This window comes from Nocardia sp. NPDC023733 (assembly GCF_040639775.1).
GTDB lineage: Bacteria > Actinomycetota > Actinomycetes > Mycobacteriales > Mycobacteriaceae > Nocardia > Nocardia rosealba.
The window spans coordinates 935925-954506 of sequence record NZ_JBFAAN010000001.1; the positions used below are offsets into that span (position 1 = coordinate 935925).

The 18582-nt window shown below is 68.1% G+C and carries 16 protein-coding genes; 9 read left to right on the plus strand and 7 right to left on the minus strand.

The features are described from left to right. Window positions 1–2 precede the first annotated feature (2 nt). The 4 genes from AB0F86_RS04265 to AB0F86_RS04280 form a co-directional block, all read right to left on the minus strand. A complete protein-coding gene (locus tag AB0F86_RS04265; RefSeq protein ID WP_356981912.1) occupies window positions 3–1364 on the minus strand; it encodes a DUF2398 family protein in 1362 nt (453 codons plus the stop codon). Further along, on the minus strand, window positions 1361–1606 hold the full coding sequence (locus AB0F86_RS04270) for a hypothetical protein (RefSeq protein WP_356981914.1): 246 nt from the start codon (window positions 1604–1606) through the stop codon (window positions 1361–1363). Before AB0F86_RS04270 ends, AB0F86_RS04265 begins: the two co-directional genes overlap by 4 nt. Next, window positions 1603–3102 (minus strand): TIGR02677 family protein, encoded by a 1500-nt coding sequence (locus AB0F86_RS04275; RefSeq protein ID WP_356983720.1) that lies wholly within the window; start codon window positions 3100–3102, stop codon window positions 1603–1605. The genes AB0F86_RS04270 and AB0F86_RS04275 overlap by 4 nt, the downstream gene beginning before the upstream one ends. A gap of 134 nt (window positions 3103–3236) precedes the next feature. Continuing rightward, the gene (locus AB0F86_RS04280; RefSeq protein ID WP_225282360.1) at window positions 3237–4469 is read right to left on the minus strand and encodes an XRE family transcriptional regulator; all 1233 of its coding nucleotides are present in this window, start codon (window positions 4467–4469) and stop codon (window positions 3237–3239) included. A 237-nt stretch (window positions 4470–4706) separates the two neighbouring features. Here AB0F86_RS04280 and AB0F86_RS04285 point away from each other — a divergent pair, with 237 nt between their 5' ends. After that, window positions 4707–5012, plus strand: coding sequence for a hypothetical protein (locus AB0F86_RS04285; RefSeq protein ID WP_067492061.1), 306 nt, complete (start codon window positions 4707–4709; stop codon window positions 5010–5012). A gap of 67 nt (window positions 5013–5079) precedes the next feature. Here the strand turns inward: AB0F86_RS04285 and AB0F86_RS04290 are convergent, their stop codons facing one another. After that, complete coding sequence (locus AB0F86_RS04290) at window positions 5080–5964, minus strand: PAC2 family protein (RefSeq protein ID WP_067492062.1); 885 nt, start codon at window positions 5962–5964, stop codon at window positions 5080–5082. A gap of 126 nt (window positions 5965–6090) precedes the next feature. Here AB0F86_RS04290 and metH point away from each other — a divergent pair, with 126 nt between their 5' ends. The 8 genes from metH to hisG all read left to right on the plus strand — a co-directional run bounded on the left by metH (window position 6091) and on the right by hisG (window position 17388). Beyond that, the gene (gene metH, locus AB0F86_RS04295; protein ID WP_356981915.1) at window positions 6091–9687 is read left to right on the plus strand and encodes a methionine synthase; all 3597 of its coding nucleotides are present in this window, start codon (window positions 6091–6093) and stop codon (window positions 9685–9687) included. 215 nt (window positions 9688–9902) lie between these two features. Continuing rightward, entirely contained in the window at window positions 9903–11696 is a 1794-nt protein-coding gene (locus tag AB0F86_RS04300) for a serine/threonine-protein kinase (RefSeq protein ID WP_356981917.1), read from the plus strand. A gap of 76 nt (window positions 11697–11772) precedes the next feature. Continuing rightward, on the plus strand, window positions 11773–12465 hold the full coding sequence (locus tag AB0F86_RS04305; RefSeq protein WP_356981919.1) for an HAD family phosphatase: 693 nt from the start codon (window positions 11773–11775) through the stop codon (window positions 12463–12465). 157 nt (window positions 12466–12622) lie between these two features. After that, window positions 12623–13486, plus strand: coding sequence for an arpA protein (locus AB0F86_RS04310; protein WP_356981920.1), 864 nt, complete (start codon window positions 12623–12625; stop codon window positions 13484–13486). A 9-nt stretch (window positions 13487–13495) separates the two neighbouring features. Beyond that, complete coding sequence (locus AB0F86_RS04315; protein WP_181699065.1) at window positions 13496–14311, plus strand: class I SAM-dependent methyltransferase; 816 nt, start codon at window positions 13496–13498, stop codon at window positions 14309–14311. 9 nt (window positions 14312–14320) lie between these two features. After that, window positions 14321–16135, plus strand: a complete 1815-nt coding sequence (locus AB0F86_RS04320) for a choline/carnitine O-acyltransferase (RefSeq protein ID WP_356981923.1) — start codon at window positions 14321–14323, stop codon at window positions 16133–16135. Window positions 16136–16198: 63 nt separating this feature from the next. Then, window positions 16199–16480, plus strand: coding sequence for a phosphoribosyl-ATP diphosphatase (locus tag AB0F86_RS04325; protein WP_308017178.1), 282 nt, complete (start codon window positions 16199–16201; stop codon window positions 16478–16480). A gap of 56 nt (window positions 16481–16536) precedes the next feature. Beyond that, the gene (gene hisG / locus AB0F86_RS04330; RefSeq protein WP_067492068.1) at window positions 16537–17388 is read left to right on the plus strand and encodes an ATP phosphoribosyltransferase; all 852 of its coding nucleotides are present in this window, start codon (window positions 16537–16539) and stop codon (window positions 17386–17388) included. A 70-nt stretch (window positions 17389–17458) separates the two neighbouring features. Here the strand turns inward: hisG and AB0F86_RS04335 are convergent, their stop codons facing one another. Next, window positions 17459–18106, minus strand: coding sequence for a hypothetical protein (locus AB0F86_RS04335; RefSeq protein ID WP_356981925.1), 648 nt, complete (start codon window positions 18104–18106; stop codon window positions 17459–17461). 63 nt (window positions 18107–18169) lie between these two features. Next, entirely contained in the window at window positions 18170–18574 is a 405-nt protein-coding gene (locus AB0F86_RS04340) for a hypothetical protein (protein ID WP_356981927.1), read from the minus strand. Window positions 18575–18582: the final 8 nt, after the last annotated feature.

The window sequence follows — 18582 nt, forward strand, 5'->3', positions numbered from 1 at the left end:
GCTCAGCTCCCTCCCACTCCGGTGCCGACATCCGCGGCGGTGACGAACAATTCCTCGGTCTTGCGCACCCGTACCGTGACGACCGCACCCCGGTATCTGGCGAGCGCGGGCAACACGAGCAGACCGTCTTCGACGGGCCGGATCAGCCGCAACTTGGTCAGCAAGGCCAGCACCTCGGCGGTGAGGCCGCCGATGTCGGCCTGCCATTGCGCGGCGAAGGTGGCACCGTAGCGATCGGTGAGGGCGGTGACGGTCGTCCGCACCCACGCATCGTCGAGGAACGGGTAGGTGTCGGGTTCCTCGGTGACCTCGTCGTCGGAATCCGTTGCCGGGTCGGGTGTTTCGTCGGCCAGCGGGACGAACACCCCCGCCTCGGGGATCGCGGTGTCGAGCTGGTCGAGCAGTTCCTCGGCAGGATCCAGGTCGGGCAGTGGGCGGTGTGGCAGCGGGTTGTCCAGATCCAGCACCGCATCCGCGATCTCACCGATCAGCAGCAGCCCCACCTGCGCGAGAGTGCCGGTGCCCGGGAACCGCGTGTCCGACAGGCGACCCGACGTGTCGATGAGGGCGACACCCTCGGCCCGCCGTTCGGCCCGCAGCCCGGTGCAGTACTCCACCTCACCGATCAGGCGCTCCTGGCCTAGCAGCGCCCGTTCGGCGGGCGTCAGATCCGCGAAATACACGACCGGCCGTTCTACCAGCGCCCGCCGGACCCGACGCGCCACGTCGGCCGCCACCTCGGTGTCCTCGGCCAGCAGACCGCGCACGCTGTGCAGGTGCTGCAATGCCCGCGGTGGCCGGAACAGCGCGAAAACCACCGGGCGGTCGATGTCGTAGAGCGCTTCACCCGCGTCGGGGTCGCTGGCCCACCCGCCCGCGTCACCGTCGGCCAGGGTCAACGCGCCGCGCGCGCCGAGCCAGCTGACGGCGTCGACGAAGGCGTCACGATCGGCGGCCCGCTCGGTGGACAATTCGAGCCCATCGATGCGGCTCGCGTAATCGGCGACATGCTCCGCCAGTTCCGACAGGGTGATCTGATCCCCGGCCCGCCCCAAAGCGGCCAGTGCCAGCGACAGATAGGCGTAGCGCCGCCGATCGAACACCCGATCGTTCACACTGCGCGCGGGCCGGGCATCCTCGAGCCGATCGTGCACCGGATACAGCCGCGCCGTCGTCTCGGTGATCTCCACCCGATACCCGAACAATTCGGCCATGTCCTCGCGCAGTTCGGTCGCCCACCGCCGGATCAGCGGCAACGCGATCCGATCTGGATACACCCGCGTGACAAGGTGATTCGCCAGCATCACCCGCACTGCCCGCTGGTAACTGTCGAGCGCGAGCGCATCGATTCGCTGCCGCTTCACGCAGCCACCCCCTGCTGCACCGCACCACAGCAAGAGCCGTCGATCTCCGGATGCGGGATCGAGTATCGGCCGAGGCTCAGCACACCGATGCGCGCCGTCGTCGTGCCGCCGTCGCTCAGCGCGGTGTGCCGCAACACCGGAACAACGCCGCAGCACGGCGCCGGTAGCCGCCGAGGCTTCCAGGGCATCCCGCGGTCCGCCCCACCGTGTGAACCAGGCCGGGCGCCGATGCTCGCGGTCATCGCTTCCCACCCCGCCGTGTCGAACCCTGTACTTCGAGGCGGCGGTTGTTCAAGTGGAGCAATCCCGCCGCCGTGCGGATGACGGTCGATCCGTCGCACGGGCGAACCGTCAGGGTGACGCCGTTGTCGGAACCCGTTGTGCCCTCGACTCGTCCGCTCACCGGCACCCAGGCCGTGGAGGCCGCGTCGAGCAGACGCAACAGCACCTCGGTCTCGCGCTGGTCGAGTACTCGTTCGTGCACGTTGCCGGTGGCCAGCGAGGCGGCCGCTGCCGCGCGTTCGCGCTGGGCGGCCAGTTGCGCTTCGCGCAGGCGGCGCACGCCGGCGTCGTTGCGTGAGATCCGGGCGGGTGCGCCCGCAGCGGGGGCGCGACCGGTCTCGGCGAGTGTGCGCGAGATCTCCAAAGGTGGTGCGTCCCACCAGGACCGGTCGGCGGGGACCAGGTCGGCGTCGGGATGTTCCAGCGACAGGTGCCGTGGTTTGCCGAGGCCGAACACCGCGTCGTACAGGGCGTGCGCACTGCCCGAGGTGGGGGTGGCGACGAACCACGCCGCCAGGTGACGCAACGCCGATTCCCGGCTGATCCCGCCCCGACGGGTCTCGGTCACCCGGCGCAACAGCGACAACACGGCCGCGATGGCGCTCATCGTCGCCTCCCGCAGCCGGTCGGCCTCACACGACTCGCCCGGCTCGGTGCCCGCGACGAACCAGGTGCGCAACCCGTCCCAGCGGGCTCGCCAATCCGCCTCCCGCTCCACCGAACTCAGCAGCACCCGCTCGTCGCACCCGGCCGCCCGCCCGATCAGCGCGTCGACTCCCGTGTCCTCCACCTCGCCGATCGCGGCGGCCAGACGTGGCGCGAACCGGGCCAGATCCATGCTGAACTCGCGCATGTGCGCGAGCAGCGCGTCCTTGTGCGCGAGAAACGACTCGGGGGTGATCTCGGTGGTCCGCACCAGGTCGCCCAGCGACAGATAGAAGTGCGCGGCGCGGGCCGCCATGTCGGTGAGCGCGGCGTCGAGCCGGCGCAGCGTGGTGTAGACCCGCTCGGCGTCGCCCTCGCGGTTGGCGGTCGCCAGGGTGCGCAGATCCGCGAGGAGTTCGGGGAGCACCAGCCGCGACAGCGACGCGTCCTCCATCCGGGCCGTGAGCACCCCGGCCACTGCCTGATATGCCTGGAAACCGGCCTGCGCGAACTGGTACACGTAGTGCCGGTTGCGGTACTCGGCCAGCGTGGCAGCCCGGGTGCCGTCGTAACTGCGCTCGAGCACACCCCAGCGGTGCAGTTGCTCGAGCAGCGGACCGATCTCGGCCGCCGACAGCGGCACCCCCGCCGGAGCGGGCCCCTGCGTGCCCGCCTCGGCCTTGGCGATCCACTCGGCGACATCATCGGCGTGCAGCAACACCACGTATGCCGCGCGCGCACTGTCGAAGGCACGCAGAACCCGCAGGTAGTCGGCGCGTTTCTCGGCGGTGGCGAACGAGAACAACCGCAGCCGCTCGTCCCACAGGGCAGGGACGGCGCTGGGCAGGCCGTCGGCGCGGTGGTCGGTCACCGTAGACAGATTAGTGGTGACCGACCCCTGCTCCGTCCGACCCGTCCCGGATCGGCGTGGCATCGCCGCCGCGCTCACCCGACGTTGAGCGAGCGCAACTGCTCGAGGAACGACTGGGTGCGCGGATCGCCGGGGAAGCGTTCGATGATCTCGCGCGCCGCCTCGCCCGCGATCCACGCCAGCGACGGCAGCGACTTGCGGCCCGCCGTGAACGCCGCGATCCCTTCCTCCACCGCCCGCTCCAGATCGCGATCACGCACCGCGACCACGGCGAGCGTCAGCCGGGCTTCGGACACGCGCATGGGGTTGCGCACGCTGCCGTCGGGCCGGGTCGAATCCTTGATCACCTGCTGGGCATAGCGTTCGGCCAACCGGTCCTGCCCGGCCACCCGGCAGCAGTCCATGGCGTAGAAGTCGAATTTCGTTGCGTCGACGACGAAGTGGTTGTCCAGATCGGCCGGATGGCCCATCCGCGCCAGGATCGCCCGGCCCTCGTCGAGCGCGGTCTGTACCGCCCGGCGATCGCCGAGGCGCGCCCAGCCCTTGGCGCGTTGCGCGGCCAGCTGCACCCCGACACCCATCGACGTGGTCCCCGCCATCGCCTTCTCGGAGACGTCGATGGCGCCGCGAAAATTGCCCTGGGTCAACGCGAACCACGCCGACATCTCCGCCGCCCAGCCGACGATCTCGGGGTTGCCCGCCTCGCGGCCGAGCGAATCCGCCGCCCGCCGAGTGGCTTCCGCGCCCGCGCGGTGGCCGAGGTCGTAGTCGACGCAACCCACCAGCAACGCCACCCAGCCGGCCAGTACGAGGATTTCCCGATGCTGGCTCAGGGTGAGTCGGCCGTCGAGCAGCGAGGTGATCCGGCGCAACCACGCGGTTCCCTCGGCGTGCAGCTCGTGCGGGTCGGCATAGGCGTACTCGCAGCACAACCGTTCGGCGGTGATCCGCACCGCGTCGAGGGTGGCGCTGTTGACATCGGACATGCGTAGCCTGCCGATGAATTCGAGTGTGTCCATACCGGTTGCGGATAACAGCTCGTCATCGCGGTTGGGACGGGACTTGGGGAAGAACGCGGCGGGGACGGTGTCGAACGCGGCCGCGATGATCGGCGCGTAGAACTCGTCGGGTCGTGATTCACCGGACTCCCAGCGGCGCCAATTGCGCAGCAGAGTACTGTCCGTCGGCAGGTTGTGTGAGGACTTGGCACGCATCGCGCGGACGGCGTCGGCTTGCGACCATCCCCTCGCGTCACGTTCCGAGCGCATCCGGACAGCCCAGACGGGTCGATCATCAGTTGCGGTCACGGCCGTAGTATTCCACCAGTTAACGTTCGGCGTCCCGGATAGGGCACGTAGATGTCATCGGTTTGACATCTGCTACAACGGAGCACGAATGCGCATGCTGTAAGTAGGTGCTCGGCCGGACCGATCACCCGCCCCGCAGGAGAGCTTGCGAGGCAACGCAGTACCCCCGCGCGGCGGCTGGCGCCGCGCGGGGGGATCCGACAACAGAACAGCGATCCCAATCCAACGGAGGTTCGGGTGGAAGCGTTGATCTATGGATACTTGCGTGACGATCTGGCCGAGGGCCAGGGCGATCAATTGGAGGATGCGCTACGCAGCCTCGCGGCTACGGCGGGGATGTGTTTCGCCGCGACGTTCCATGAATCGACCGCGGGTGACGGTGCGGCCTTCGCCGAGCTCACCCAGGAATTGAAGCGGGCCGACGCGCACCACGTGGTGGTCCCGTCGCTCGATCACCTTGCCGGGCAGACGATTCCGCGCGACATGCTGATCGCCAAGCTGGCGCACGAGGCCGCCGCCCAAGTCCTCACGCTGGAGCGCTGAGATGGCGGCCTCCGATACCGAACCACCATCCTGACGGCAGCGGCCCGAGCGGGCCGGTGCGTCGGGTCTACAGCCCGAAGCTTCCCGGCCCGCGCCTGCGCAGGTACTTCTCGAACTCCGCGGCGATCGCGTCACCGTCGATCTTCGACATCGTCTCGTTGAGATCGAGTGCCGCGTCGCCCCGTTCCTCGAGCGAGCGCACGTATTCGCTGATCTCCTCGTCGCCGACGGTCATCTCGTTCACCGCGGCCTCCCACTCCTCGGCTTGAGCCGGCAGCTCGCCGAGCGGCACCTCGATGTCGAGGACCTCCTCCACCCGGTGCAGCAGCGCGATCGTCGCCTTCGGATTCGGCGGTTGCGACACGTAGTGCGGCACCGCGGCCCAGAACGACACGGCGGGCACGCCTGCCTTCACGCACTGGTCCTGCAGGACACCGGTGATTCCGGTCGGACCCTCGTAGCGCGTCTGTTCCAGATTGAATCGCTCGGCGGCCTCCGGGCTGTAGGCCGAACCGGTGACCGGCACCGGCCGGGTATGCGGCGTGTCGGCCAGCAACGCGCCGAGGATCACCACCGTCTCCACGCCCAGCTGTTCGATGAACTCGAGCAGGTCGTTGCAGAAGCTGCGCCAGCGCATATTGGGTTCGATCCCGCGCAGCAGTACCACGTCGCGGTCGCTGCCGGGTGGGGAGCACACCGACAGCATGGTCGAGGGCCACTGGATCTCCCTGGTCACCCCGTCGACCTGACGCACGGTCGGCCGGTTCACCTGGTAGTCGTAATAGTCCTCGGAGTCGAGTTCGGCCAGCGGCTCGGAGTCCCAGAGCAACTCCAGATGTTCGACCGCGCCACTGGCGGCATCTCCGGCGTCGTTCCAGCCCTCGAAGGCCGCGACCAGCACGGGATTGCGCAACGTCGGCAGTTCCGTCTCGGGGGTCTCACTGGCATCCACCAGGTCAGCCTAGTGTCTTGTGCCAATTGTTTTGTGGCGACCGGCAGGGTTGCGTGTTGTGTGGCCCGGGCCACTGGATCACCGACAGTGGTCTCGTGTGTCGGAGGCGCCCACTAGTCTTGAACCATGCCTGCGTCCTTGCCCACCACTTTCGATACCACGCTCCTCGACACGCTGCGACGCCGTGTCGTCATCGGCGACGGTGCGATGGGCACGATGTTGCAGGCCGCGGACCTCACGCTCGACGACTTCCGCGGCCTCGAGGGTTGCAACGAGATCCTCAACGACACCCGCCCCGATGTGCTCGCCGAGATCCACCGCGCGTACTTCGCGGCGGGCGCGGACGCGGTGGAGACCAACACCTTCGGGTGCAACCTGCCCAACCTCGCCGACTACGACATCGCCGACCGGATCCGCGATCTGTCCGAGCGCGGCACCCGCATCGCCCGCGAGGTGGCCGACGAGATGGGCCCCTCGGCCGACGGCACCCCGCGCTACGTCCTCGGGTCGATGGGCCCGGGCACCAAGCTGCCGACGCTGGGCCACGCCCCGTTCGCCGCACTGCGTGACGCCTACACCGAGGCCGCGCTCGGCATGCTCGACGGCGGCGCCGACGCCATCCTCATCGAAACCTGCCAGGACCTGCTGCAGGTCAAGGCCGCGATCACCGGCAGCCGCAGGGCCATGCTCGCCGCCGGTCGCCGGATCCCGATCATCACCCACGTGACGGTGGAAACCACCGGCACCATGCTCGTCGGCAGCGAGATCGGTGCGGCGCTCACCGCGCTGGAACCGCTCGGTATCGACATGATCGGCCTGAACTGCGCCACCGGGCCCGACGAGATGAGCGAGCACCTGCGCCATCTGTCGCGGCACGCCACCATTCCGGTGTCGGTGATGCCGAACGCGGGTCTGCCGGTGCTCGGTGCCAAGGGGGCGGAGTACCCGCTCACCGCCGAGGAGCTGGCCGTCGCGATGAGCGGTTTCGTCTCCGAGTTCGGGCTGTCGATGGTGGGTGGTTGCTGTGGCACCACGCCCGAGCACATCCGTCAGGTCGCCGAGGCGGTGCGCGAGGTCGAGAAGACGCTGCCGCCGATCGACGATCGCCGTCACCCCGAGCACGAGCCCGCGGTATCGAGCATGTACACCGCTGTGCCGTTCGAGCAGGACGCGTCGATCCTGATGATCGGTGAGCGCACGAATGCCAACGGCTCCAAGGCTTTCCGCGACGCGATGCTGGCCGCCGACTGGCAGCGCTGCCTCGAGATCGCCAAGGACCAGACCCGCGACGGCGCCCACATGCTCGACCTGTGCGTCGACTACGTGGGCCGCGACGGCGCCGCCGACATGAACGAGCTGGCTTCGCGCCTGGCCACCTCGTCCACCCTGCCGATCATGCTCGACTCCACCGAGGTCGCGGTCCTGCAGGCCGGGCTCGAGCACCTGGGCGGCCGGTGCGCGGTGAACTCTGTGAACTACGAGGACGGCGCCGGTCCCGAGTCGCGATTCCAGCAGATCATGGCGCTGGTCGCCGAGCACGGTGCGGCCGTGGTCGCGCTGACCATCGACGAGGAGGGCCAGGCCCGCACCGCCGAGCACAAGGTCGCCATCGCGGAGCGGCTGATCGCCGACATCACCGGCAACTGGGGGCTGGCCGAGTCCGACATCATCATCGACACGCTGACCTTCACCCTCGGCACCGGCCAGGAGGAATCGCGCAAGGACGGTCTCGAGACCATCAACGCGATCCGTGAACTCAAGCGCCGCCACCCGCAGGTGCAGACCACCCTCGGTCTGTCCAACATCTCCTTCGGCCTAAATCCGGCCGCCCGGCAGGTGCTGAACTCGGTGTTCATGCACGAGTGCGTGGAGGCCGGTCTCGACTCGGCCATCGTGCACGCCTCGAAGATCCTGCCGATGAGCCGGATTCCCGACGAGCAACGCGAGACCGCCCTCGACCTGATCTACGACCGCCGCGGCGAGGACTACGACCCGCTGCAGACGCTGATGGCGATGTTCGAAGGCGTGTCGACCGCGTCCTCGAAGGCTTCGCGCGCCGAGGAACTGGCCGCGCTGCCGCTGTTCGAACGCCTGGAACGCCGCATCGTCGACGGTGAACGCAACGGTCTCGGCGATGATCTGGACGAGGCGATGAAGTCGGTGCCGCCGTTGCAGATCATCAACGAGACACTGCTGTCGGGCATGAAGACCGTCGGTGAGCTGTTCGGTTCGGGCCAGATGCAGCTGCCGTTCGTGCTGCAGTCGGCCGAGGTGATGAAAACCGCTGTGGCGCACCTGGAACCGCACATGGAGGCCACCGACGACTCCGGCAAGGGCCGCATCGTGCTGGCCACGGTGAAGGGCGATGTGCACGACATCGGCAAGAACCTGGTCGACATCATCCTGTCCAACAACGGCTACGAGGTGGTGAACCTGGGCATCAAGCAGCCCATCGCCACCATCCTCGACGCCGCCCAGGACAAGAAGGCCGACGTGATCGGCATGTCCGGCCTGCTGGTGAAGTCCACCGTGGTGATGAAGGAGAACCTGGCCGAGCTCAATGCCAAGGGTGTGGCCGAGCAGTTCCCGGTGCTCCTCGGTGGTGCCGCGCTCACCCGCTCCTACGTCGAGAACGACCTCACCGAGGTCTACGACGGTGAAGTGCACTACGCGCGTGACGCTTTCGAAGGTCTGCGGTTGATGGACGAGATCATGACCGTCAAGCGCGGCGGTGGCCTCGACCCCGACAGTCCCGAGGCGATCGAGGCGAAGAAGAAAGCCGCCGAGCGCAAGGCCCGCCACGAACGGTCCAAGCGGATCGCCGCCGAGCGCAAGGCCGCCGAGGCGCCCATCGTGGTGCCCGAGCGTTCCGACGTGGCGGCCGATCAGCCGGTGCCGACTCCGCCGTTCTGGGGCACGCGTGTGGTGAAAGGCCTTCCGCTGGCGGAGTATTCGGGTCTGCTCGACGAGCGGGCGCTGTTCCTCGGGCAATGGGGTCTGCGCGGGCAGCGTGCTGGTGACGGGCCGAGCTACGAGGAACTGGTCGAGACCGAGGGCCGTCCGCGGCTGCGGTACTGGCTCGACCGGCTGGCCACCGAGGGCGTGTTGCAGCACGCCGCCGTGGTGTACGGGTACTTCCCGGCGGTGTCGGAGGGCGACGAGGTCATCGTGCTGACCGAGCCGGAACCCGATGCGCCCGAACGGTATCGGTTCACCTTCCCGCGTCAGCAGCGCGACCGGTTCCTGTGCATCGCCGACTTCATCCGCTCGCGGGACAAGGCTCGCGAGACCGGTCAGGTCGACGTGCTGCCCTTCCAGCTGGTCACCATGGGTCAGCCCATCGCCGACTTCGCCAACGCCCTGTTCGCGGGCGACAGCTACCGCGACTACCTCGAGGTGCACGGTATCGGCGTGCAGCTCACCGAGGCGCTGGCCGAGTACTGGCACCGCCGGGTGCGTGAGGAACTGAGCATCGACGGGCAGTCGGTCGCCGACAGCGATCCGGCCGATGTGCAGGACTACTTCAAGCTCGGCTACCGGGGTGCGCGGTATTCCTTCGGCTACGGTGCCTGCCCGGACCTCGAGGACCGGGCGAAACTGGTCGACCTGCTCGACGCGGGCCGGGTCGGGGTGACGCTGTCGGAAGAGCTGCAGCTGCATCCCGAGCAGTCCACCGACGCCTTCGTCCTGCTGCATCCCGAGGCGAAGTACTTCAACGCCTGACTTCGGTGTTCGGTGATCGGGCCGGTCCACCGCGGACCGGCCCGATTCGCCCTGTGCCCGTTGTGAATCTGATCACGAACGCGATGGGTAGACCATGGTGGTCGACGGTTGGCAACGGAATCGCAGCACTGAGGCACGTAGGATTTTCGAAAGTTTCATCCCGCTGTGGCGCGGAGGGCTGGACGACTCGGCGGTAAGCAGGAGGGGCACACGTTATGACATCGGATCGGTTGATCGCGGGACGCTATCGACTCACCGACCCGATCGGCACGGGTGCGATGGGGGTGGTGTGGCGCGCCACCGATGTCCGGTTGCGGCGCACCGTCGCGGTCAAGCAGGTACTGCTCGCGCCGGGCCTCACCGGAACCCAAGCGCTGGAAGCGAAATTGCGGGCCATGCGCGAGGGTCGCATCGCCGCGCGCCTGCACCACCCCAACGCCATCACCGTCTTCGATGTCGCCGAAGAGGACGGCCAGCCCTGGCTGGTCATGGAATACATGAACGCGCCGAGCCTCGCGGTGAAGATCTCCGGTGGAGCGACGCTGTCACCGATCGAGGTGGCCGGGATCGGTGCGCAGGCCGCGGCGGCGTTGTCCGCCGCGCACGACGCCGGGATCATGCACCGCGATGTGAAACCGGCCAACCTGCTCGTCGGTGACGACGGCACCGTCAAGCTCACCGACTTCGGCATCTCGCATGCCACCGGCGACGTCACCGTCACCGCGACGGGGTTCCTGGCAGGCACGCCCGCCTATCTGGCGCCCGAGATCGCCCGCGGTGACAACCCGAAACCGGCCGCCGACGTGTTCGCCCTCGGCTCCACCCTCTACGCCGCCGTCGAAGGCGCGCCGCCGTTCGGTGAGGGCGACAATCCCCTCGCCGTCCTGCACGCCGTGGCGCGCGGGGTGGTGCCCGAGCCGAAGAATGCGGGCCCGCTCGGACCGGTGCTGATGTGGTTGCTCACCGCCGACGACACCGAACGCCCGACCATGGCACAGGCCAGGCGCGCACTGGAAGACGTTGCGGCAGGACGTGTTCCGGCTCTCCCCGCCACCGCGACCAAGGTGCTCGCGCTCGGTGCGACGCCCGCCGAATCGCCCGCACCCGAGAGCGGGGGAGTGAAGGGCGCCGGCTTGCTCGGCAGCGGTTTGGCTCTCGCGAAGGCAGCCCGCTCCGCGATCACCGGCGGCTCGTCGGGCCCCACCGGGGGCCTGGTCGGACCACCGCCCCCGGCCGAACCGCGGGTCCAGGACGCCGCAGCCTCGGCAAACGACATCGACTCCGCCGCCGCGACCGAATTCATCGGTGGGGTAGGTGATACCGGCGGGCATTCGTCGGGCAGGCCGCCCGCCTTCCCTGTCGCGCCGCCGCGGACCGATTCGTCGAACAACCGCGCCGTGCTGTTGCTCGCCGTCGCCGTCGCCGCATTCACGGTGATGCTGGTAGTGCTGGTGGTCACCCGCGACCGCGGCGGCGACGCCGGGCAGCAGGCGCAGGAGCCGCCCTCGCCCGTCACGGTGACCACCATGGTCGACGGCAAGGTGAGCACCGTCGTGATCGTGCCCGAGCAGGAGACCATCACCGTCTCGGCGCCGCCGCCGTCCGGGGGCACCACCGCACCCACCTCCACCCCGGCCACGAGCAGCGCGACCTCCACCCCGCGCCCCACCACGACCACCGTCACCACGACACCGGTCGGCCCACCGACGCCCGAACGCATCAACCAGTTCATCGCGAGCTACTACGGGATGCTGCCCGGCAACACCGGCGGTGCCTGGTCGCGCCTGGCCCCCGGCTACCAGGCCCAGACCGGCGGCTTCGGCCAGTACTCGTCGTTCTGGTCGACAGTGCGCTCGGTGACTGTCGGATCGATCACCCCCAGCGGCCCCGACCGCGCCGTCGTCTCGCTCACCTATCACCTCACCAACGGGTCGGTGAGCTCGGAGAACCGATGGATCCAGGTCACCGGCGACGCGGGCAACCTCCAAATCGCCGGATCAGGCGTATAGGTCGAACCCGTTAGGCTTGACCGGGCTCCGCGAGTGCTGGTGGCCGCGAGACGACGAGAACGAGGCGAGTGAAGACGTGAGCGTGCGACCGGCCGCGGTGCTGTGGGACATGGACGGCACGCTGCTCGATTCGGAGAAGTTGTGGGACATCGCGGTGCGCGAGCTGGCCCGCGAACACGGGCATGAGATGAGCGACGAGCTGCGCCACTCCCTCATCGGCGCTTCCGGACCCAATGCCCTGCGCATGCTCTTCGACGGCATCGGCGTCACCGCCACCCCGCAGGTGATCGCGGCGGCGGGGGAGTTCCTCGAACGACGCGTCGGTGAACTGATGCTCGGCCCCATCCCGTGGCGCCCGGGCGCGCTCGACGCGCTGAACATGGTGCGCGCTGCGGGCCTGCGCTGCGCGCTGGTGACCAATACCAAACGCTCGCTCACCGAATACGGTCTCGACACCCTCGGCAGGCACTTCTTCGACCTGTCGGTCTGCGGTGACGAGGTGGCCCACGGCAAGCCGGCACCCGATGTCTACCTGCGGGCCGCCGAGCTGCTCGGTGTCGATCCCGCCGACTGTGTCGCGCTGGAGGACTCGCCGACCGGTGCGCTGGCCGCGCAGGGGGCCGGCTGCGCGGTGATCGTGATTCCCTGCGAAATCGAGGTTCCCGAGGTCGCCGGGCGGGTATTCAGGGAGTCACTGATCGGATTGTCGGTGGCCGACCTGCGTGCCGCCTTCGCCGCACGGGACGAACGAGCCACTGCCACCGCGTGATAGGGCGTAATAGCCTACCGTGATAATTCCGTCATCGGGATGGAATGTGCGAAAACTGTTGTGGCGCAGATGAATTCACCTCCCTGTGATCTGTTCGGGATTGGCCGATTCGACCGAATCCCGGGCGTGTCACGGAATTTTCGCGCAAACTGTTTCCATGACAGGCACGCGGGGGCTTGACGAAATCGTCGACATCGCACGGTATCCACTCACCGATCCAGGTGATCCGGGTAGACAGGCCGCGATCGACGCGGCCCGTGCCGAACTCGCCGAGGACGGCTGTACCGTGCTGCGGGAATTCATCCGCCCGCAGCTGCTCGACACCCTGCGCGCCGAGGGTGAGGCCATCGCCCCGCACGCCCACTACAAGGTGGAGCGGGTCAACGCCTACAACATCCCGCTCGACGCCGACCTGCCCGCCGATCACCCGGCGCGCATCGTGCTCGACCGTGGCAACGCCTTCGTCGCCCGCGACCACATCCCCACCGACGCGCTGATCCAGCGCCTCTACACCGACCCGGTGTTCCAGCGCTTCGTCGCCGACTGCTTCGAACTCGACGAACTGCACGAATTCGCCGACCCGCTGGCCGGGCTGTGCCTGAACGTGGTCGAGCCGGGCATGTCGCACCCCTGGCATTTCGACACCAACGAATTCACCGTCAGCATGCTCACCCGCCGCCCCGACTCGGGCGGTGTCTTCGAGTACTGCCCGAACATCCGCGATCCGCACGCCGAGAATCTCGACGACGTGCGGGCCGTGCTCACCGGCGAGGGCGGGCGCTTCATCCGGGCGCTCGAGCTGCGCCCCGGCGACCTGCAACTGTTCAAGGGCCGCTTCTCTCTGCACCGCGTCACCGAGGTGACCGGTGCCGGACAACGACATTCGGCGATCTTCGCCTACACGGACCGGCCAGGGGTGATCGGCACTGTCGAACGCACCAGGCAGCTGTTCGGCCGTGTGCTACCCGATCACGTGGCCGCCGCGGCCGCCGCCGTCCGAGGTGACCGACTGCTCGACTGAGAGGAACCCATGTCCGTTCCGTTGCACACCACCGGTAAAGCATCCTTCGACGACATCTACGAGAGTCCGGATCCGCGTGCGTATTTCGCGCGGATGAACGAGCTGGACTACCGGATCCCGGAACTGGCGAAGCCGCATTTCGCCGAGCAGTTGCGCCAGCTGCGCGCCGCGCGCCCGGACCGCATCCCGACGGTGCTCGACCTGGGCTGCTCCTACGGAGTGAACGCGGCGCTGCTGCGGACCGACACCACCGTCGACGAGCTGGCCACGCACTACCGCGACCACGCCGACACCGATCGCGTGGGCCTCCTCGCGGCGGACCGGGAGCGGTTACGCATCGACCTGATGCCCGACGTACGCTTCATCGGGATGGACGCCGCACGCCCGGCGCTGACCTACGCCCACGCCGCCGGACTCCTGCACGACTACGTGCACGCCGACCTCGAGGCCACCGAGCCCACCGAGGCACAGCGACGTGTGCTCGCCTCCGCCGATCTGGTGATCTCCACCGGATGCGTCGGCTACATCACCGAGAAAACCCTGTCCAGGGTCGCGCAAGCCGATCCACACAAGCGACCGTGGATGGCGCACTTCGTGTTGCGGATGTTCGACTTCGATCCCATCGCCGCCGAACTCGCCGCGCTCGGCTATCGCAGTGAGCAGCGGCCCGGTATGTTCCAGCAGCGTCGCTTCGCCTCGGCGCAGGAACGTCAGCAGGTACTCGATGCGTTGGCGGCCAAGGGAATCGACACCACCGATCACGAAGCCGAAGGCTGGCTCTACGCCAACCTGTTCCTGTCCCGCCCGCATCCCATCGAGACCTGAGGATCTGGATTGAACCAACCCACGTTCGCCGCCGAAGACACCCTGCCCCGGGTTCCGCTGCCGACACTGGAAGACAGTTGCGCGCGGTTCCTGCAGTGGTGTGCTCCGCTGCTCGGCGCCGAGGAATACGCCACCACCGAGGGCGCGGTAGCCGAGCTGCTGCGCCCCGGTGGGGCCGGGCGCACCCTGCACGCCGCGCTGGCCGAATACGACGCCACACCCGGTGTCGGCAGCTGGCTCGACGAGTTCTGGCCCTCGCGTTACCTCGGCCGCCGCGACCGGATCGCGCTCAACGCCAACTTCGTGTTCCTGTTCCGCGACGACACGCCGCTGGCGTCGTCGACGGTGGCGGGGCAGGCCGAGCGGGCCGCCGCGCTCATCGGCGCCGCTGTCGACTACAAGCTGGCCCTGGACGCGGAGAAGATCCCGCCGGTCACCCAGCGTGGACAGCAGTTGTCGATGTGGCAGAACAAGTACCTGTTCTCCGAGACCCGGATTCCGGGCGAGGTGCAGGACTCCGTTCGCAAGCCCTACAGCGACGAATGGCCCGGGCCCTCCGACGCCCGCCACATCGCGGTCTTCTACCGCGGCAACATCTTCCGGATGGACGTGGTCGGGGCCGACGGCGCGCCGTACGCGTTCTCCGACATCGTCGACGGGCTGCGTGCGGTGATCAAGGCGGGCACCAAGCCCGCCGCCACCGATACCTCGGTCGGCCATCTCACCACCAAGGCACGCGCCGAATGGGCCCGCAGCCGGGCCGCCCTGCGCACCGTGCCCGCCAACGTGGAGGCGTTCGACGCCATCGAGACCGCACTGTTCTCGGTGTGCCTCGAGGACTTCGCGCCCCGCGACGAACTGCACGCCTGCGATCAGCTCCTGCACGGTGACAGCGGCAACCGCTACTTCGACAAGTCGGTGTCGTTCATCGTTTTCGCCGACGGTCAGGCGGGCATCAATATCGAGCACTGCGGGCTCGACGGCACAACGGTGCTGTCGTTCGTCGACGCGCTGCTCGAGCGCGGCGCGGACGATCACGCCGCCACCAGCGGCGCCAAGGCGCAGGGGCTGCCCGCCGTGGAGCCGGTCGAGTTCGAACTCGACTCGGCGGCGCGGGCCGATATCGCCGCCGCCGGAGCGGATTTCGCGAAGTTCGCCGCCGACACGGCCACCTCGCTGGTGTCGTTCGACGACTTCGGCACCGCTGACGCCAAGAAGCTGGGGATCTCACCGGACGCGTTCGCGCAGTTGAGCTATCAGCTCGCGCACCGGCGCAGCAAGGGCATCACCGGGGCGACCTACGAGTCCATCGCGACCCGTCAGTTCCGCAACGGCCGCACCGAGGCCATGCGGGTGGTGACGCCGGAGATGGTGGCCTTCGTCGACGCCATGGTCGACCCCGACGTCGACCAGGAGACGAAGCTCGCCGCGGCGCGGACCGCCGCCGCCGCGCACGTGAACCGCGCCAAGGAATGCCAGGCGGGCCAGGCACCCGAGCAGCACCTGTGGGAGCTCGAGTGGATCCAGCGCCGCCGCGGTGCCGAGCTCGGCGTGGACGGTGAGCGGATCGCGTTGTTCGACAGCCCCGGCTGGACCGTCATGCGTGACGACTACCTGTCGACCAGCTCGGCGCCCTCGCAGTACATCCGCTACTTCGGTTTCGGATCCACCAGTCCGCGCTGTATCGGTATCGCCTACGTGCTGCTGCCGGACCGCTGGAACATCTACCTGGCCACGCCGAAGTCGGTGGCCGACCAGATGTACGCCTTCGCCGACCACCTGCGTACGGCGGTTGGTGAACTGCGCGAGTTGCTCGCGGCATGATCGGTGTCCCGCGCACCCCGGCCCACCCCGGCCGTGGTGCGCGGGAAAACCGCTGTGCACGGTGTGAAACAATCGGTCACCGTGAAGAACTTCGAGTCCCTGTTCGCCGAGCTGACCGAGCGTGCCAAGACCCGTCCCGAGGGGTCGGGCACCGTGGCCGCGCTGGACGCGGGCGTGCATTTCCAGGGGAAGAAGGTGCTCGAGGAGGCCGGTGAGATCTGGCTGGCCGCCGAGCACGAGAGCGACGAGGCCCTCGCCGAGGAGATCTCCCAGTTGCTGTACTGGGTCCAGGTGATGATGGTGGGTCGCGGGCTGACGCTCGAGGACGTGTACCGACATCTGTGACGGCTGATCCGTCCGGTTCGACACTGCTCCCGTCATCCCCGAAAGGACCACCTTCCATGTTGCGCGTCGCAGTTCCCAACAAGGGCTCGCTATCGGAATCCGCCGTCTCCATCCTCAGCGAGGCCGGCTACCGCAAACGCACCGACTCCCGTGACCTCACGGTCCTCGACCTCGCCAACCAGGTCGAATTCTTCTTCCTCCGGCCCAAGGACATCGCCATCTACGTCGGCTCCGGCGAGCTCGACCTCGGCATCACCGGCCGCGACCTGGCCCTGGACTCCGGTTCCCCCGTCACCGAACGCCTCTCCCTGGGCTTCGGCCGCTCGACCTTCCGCTACGCCGCCCCCGCCGGGGAGGACTGGAAGGTCGAAGACCTCGCGGGCAAGCGCATTGCCACCTCCTACCCGAACCTGGTGCGCGCCGACCTGGCCCGCTTCGGCATCGAGGCCGAGGTGATCCGCCTCGACGGCGCGGTCGAGATCTCGATCCAGCTCGGCGTCGCCGACGCTATCGCCGACGTGGTCGGTTCCGGCCGCACCCTGCGTCAGCACAACCTCGTCGCCTTCGGCGAGTCGCTGTGCGACTCGGAGGGCGTGCTCATCGAACGCACGGGCGCCGATCGCGACGACCGCGCCCGCAACCAGCTCATCAACCGCATCCAGGGCGTGGTGTTCGCCCAGCAGTACCTGATGCTCGACTACGACTGCCCCAAGTCGCTGCTCGACCAAGCCGCCGCCATCACCCCCGGCCTGGAATCACCGACCGTCTCGCCCATGCGCGACCCCGACTGGGTCGCCGTCCGCGCGTTGGTCCCCCGTAAGCAGGGCAACGAGCTGATGGACCGTCTTGCCGAGCTGGGTGCCAAGGCCATCCTCGCCACCGACATCCGCTCCTGCCGAGCATTCTGAGTCGATTTGTTCGAAGGCCCCCACCGGTTCGTGCCGGAGGGGGCCTTCGTGCGTTCCGGCGGTCGCCTGTTCAATGTCGGTCGTCGGCGAACGCAACCAGCGGAACGGGGCGGCCATCGCGACGTGCCTGCCCCATCTCGAGGACAGCCGTCGACACCAGGTACCGGTCACCATCCGTCCCCGCCAGCAACCCGAACCCGTCCTCCACGATCAACCCGTCCGAGGAAACCACCGCCAGCAGGTCACGGAGAAAATCCTCGACCGACTCCCATACCGCTTCACGGTCGCCGTACATGTCCATCTCGCAGTACACGACCTGCCCGACCTGCCCTTTCGCGCCAGGATGCGAATCGACTGCGATCGCGAGATCGGCCGTCGCGTACAGGGCACACCAGCCGCGGTCCCACCACACCTTTCGCACCGCATCATCGGCCGAGCCGTCCAGTTCCTCGAAAGGTTCTCCCGGATCACTGGACTCGGCCTCGTTCGCCCGCGCGGCCACGTACTGCCCCGCGGAATCCGGGCCTTCCAGGCACATCCCGAGAATGTCCCGACCAGCCAGAACCGACCACAACTCGGCAACCTCGGCCGGAGCAGGCACGCCGGTCCACTCCTGGTACCGGCCGACTTCCCCGGACCCGCGCCGCAATATCGGCTCGAATCCCCTGTCCACCAACGTATCCCGGATGCGCTGGGCCACTACCGCTACTTCACTCATCCACTGTCCCCGAATCGGAACGGCCGGTCACCACGCGTACTGCGCACGGCCTCGTGCGACCACTCATAGGTCACGTGGCCGCAGGACTTCCACGAGTTCCGCAGGCGGAAGCCCGCTGAAGACCTCGTTCGCCCACTTGATCGCTTCGTCGATGTCGTAGGAATACTCGATCCGGAACTGGCCCGACCGTGCAACGGTACATTTCAGTCCCATGCACTCGACCCCTTGTGCATCAAGCAGCGCGGTCGAGGATTTGCGGATCAGCCGTTTGAGGTCGCGATGATCCCACAGGTCCGCCACCTTTCCTTCGCTGCCTTGATAGGCGACCACGATCGTGGTTCCAACACCTCGTGAAGGGAGGACCCTCGTCGAAACACCGTAGGTCCAATCCGGATAAGCAACGGCGGCCGCTTCTCCAGTCGCTTGCACAAGGGTAGTGGTGACTTCTACTTCATCGAAATCGGTCAATATTCACT

Bases quoted from the DNA above. Each gene is read 5' to 3' on its own strand.
- AB0F86_RS04300 (WP_356981917.1), top strand. From the start codon at position 9,903: ATGACATCGGATCGGTTGATCGCGGGACGCTATCGACTCACCGACCCG.
- AB0F86_RS04335 (WP_356981925.1), bottom strand. From the start codon at position 18,106: ATGAGTGAAGTAGCGGTAGTGGCCCAGCGCATCCGGGATACGTTGGTG.
- hisG (WP_067492068.1), top strand. From the start codon at position 16,537: ATGTTGCGCGTCGCAGTTCCCAACAAGGGCTCGCTATCGGAATCCGCC.
- AB0F86_RS04310 (WP_356981920.1), top strand. From the start codon at position 12,623: ATGACAGGCACGCGGGGGCTTGACGAAATCGTCGACATCGCACGGTAT.
- AB0F86_RS04270 (WP_356981914.1), bottom strand. From the start codon at position 1,606: ATGACCGCGAGCATCGGCGCCCGGCCTGGTTCACACGGTGGGGCGGAC.
- AB0F86_RS04315 (WP_181699065.1), top strand. From the start codon at position 13,496: ATGTCCGTTCCGTTGCACACCACCGGTAAAGCATCCTTCGACGACATC.
- metH (WP_356981915.1), top strand. From the start codon at position 6,091: ATGCCTGCGTCCTTGCCCACCACTTTCGATACCACGCTCCTCGACACG.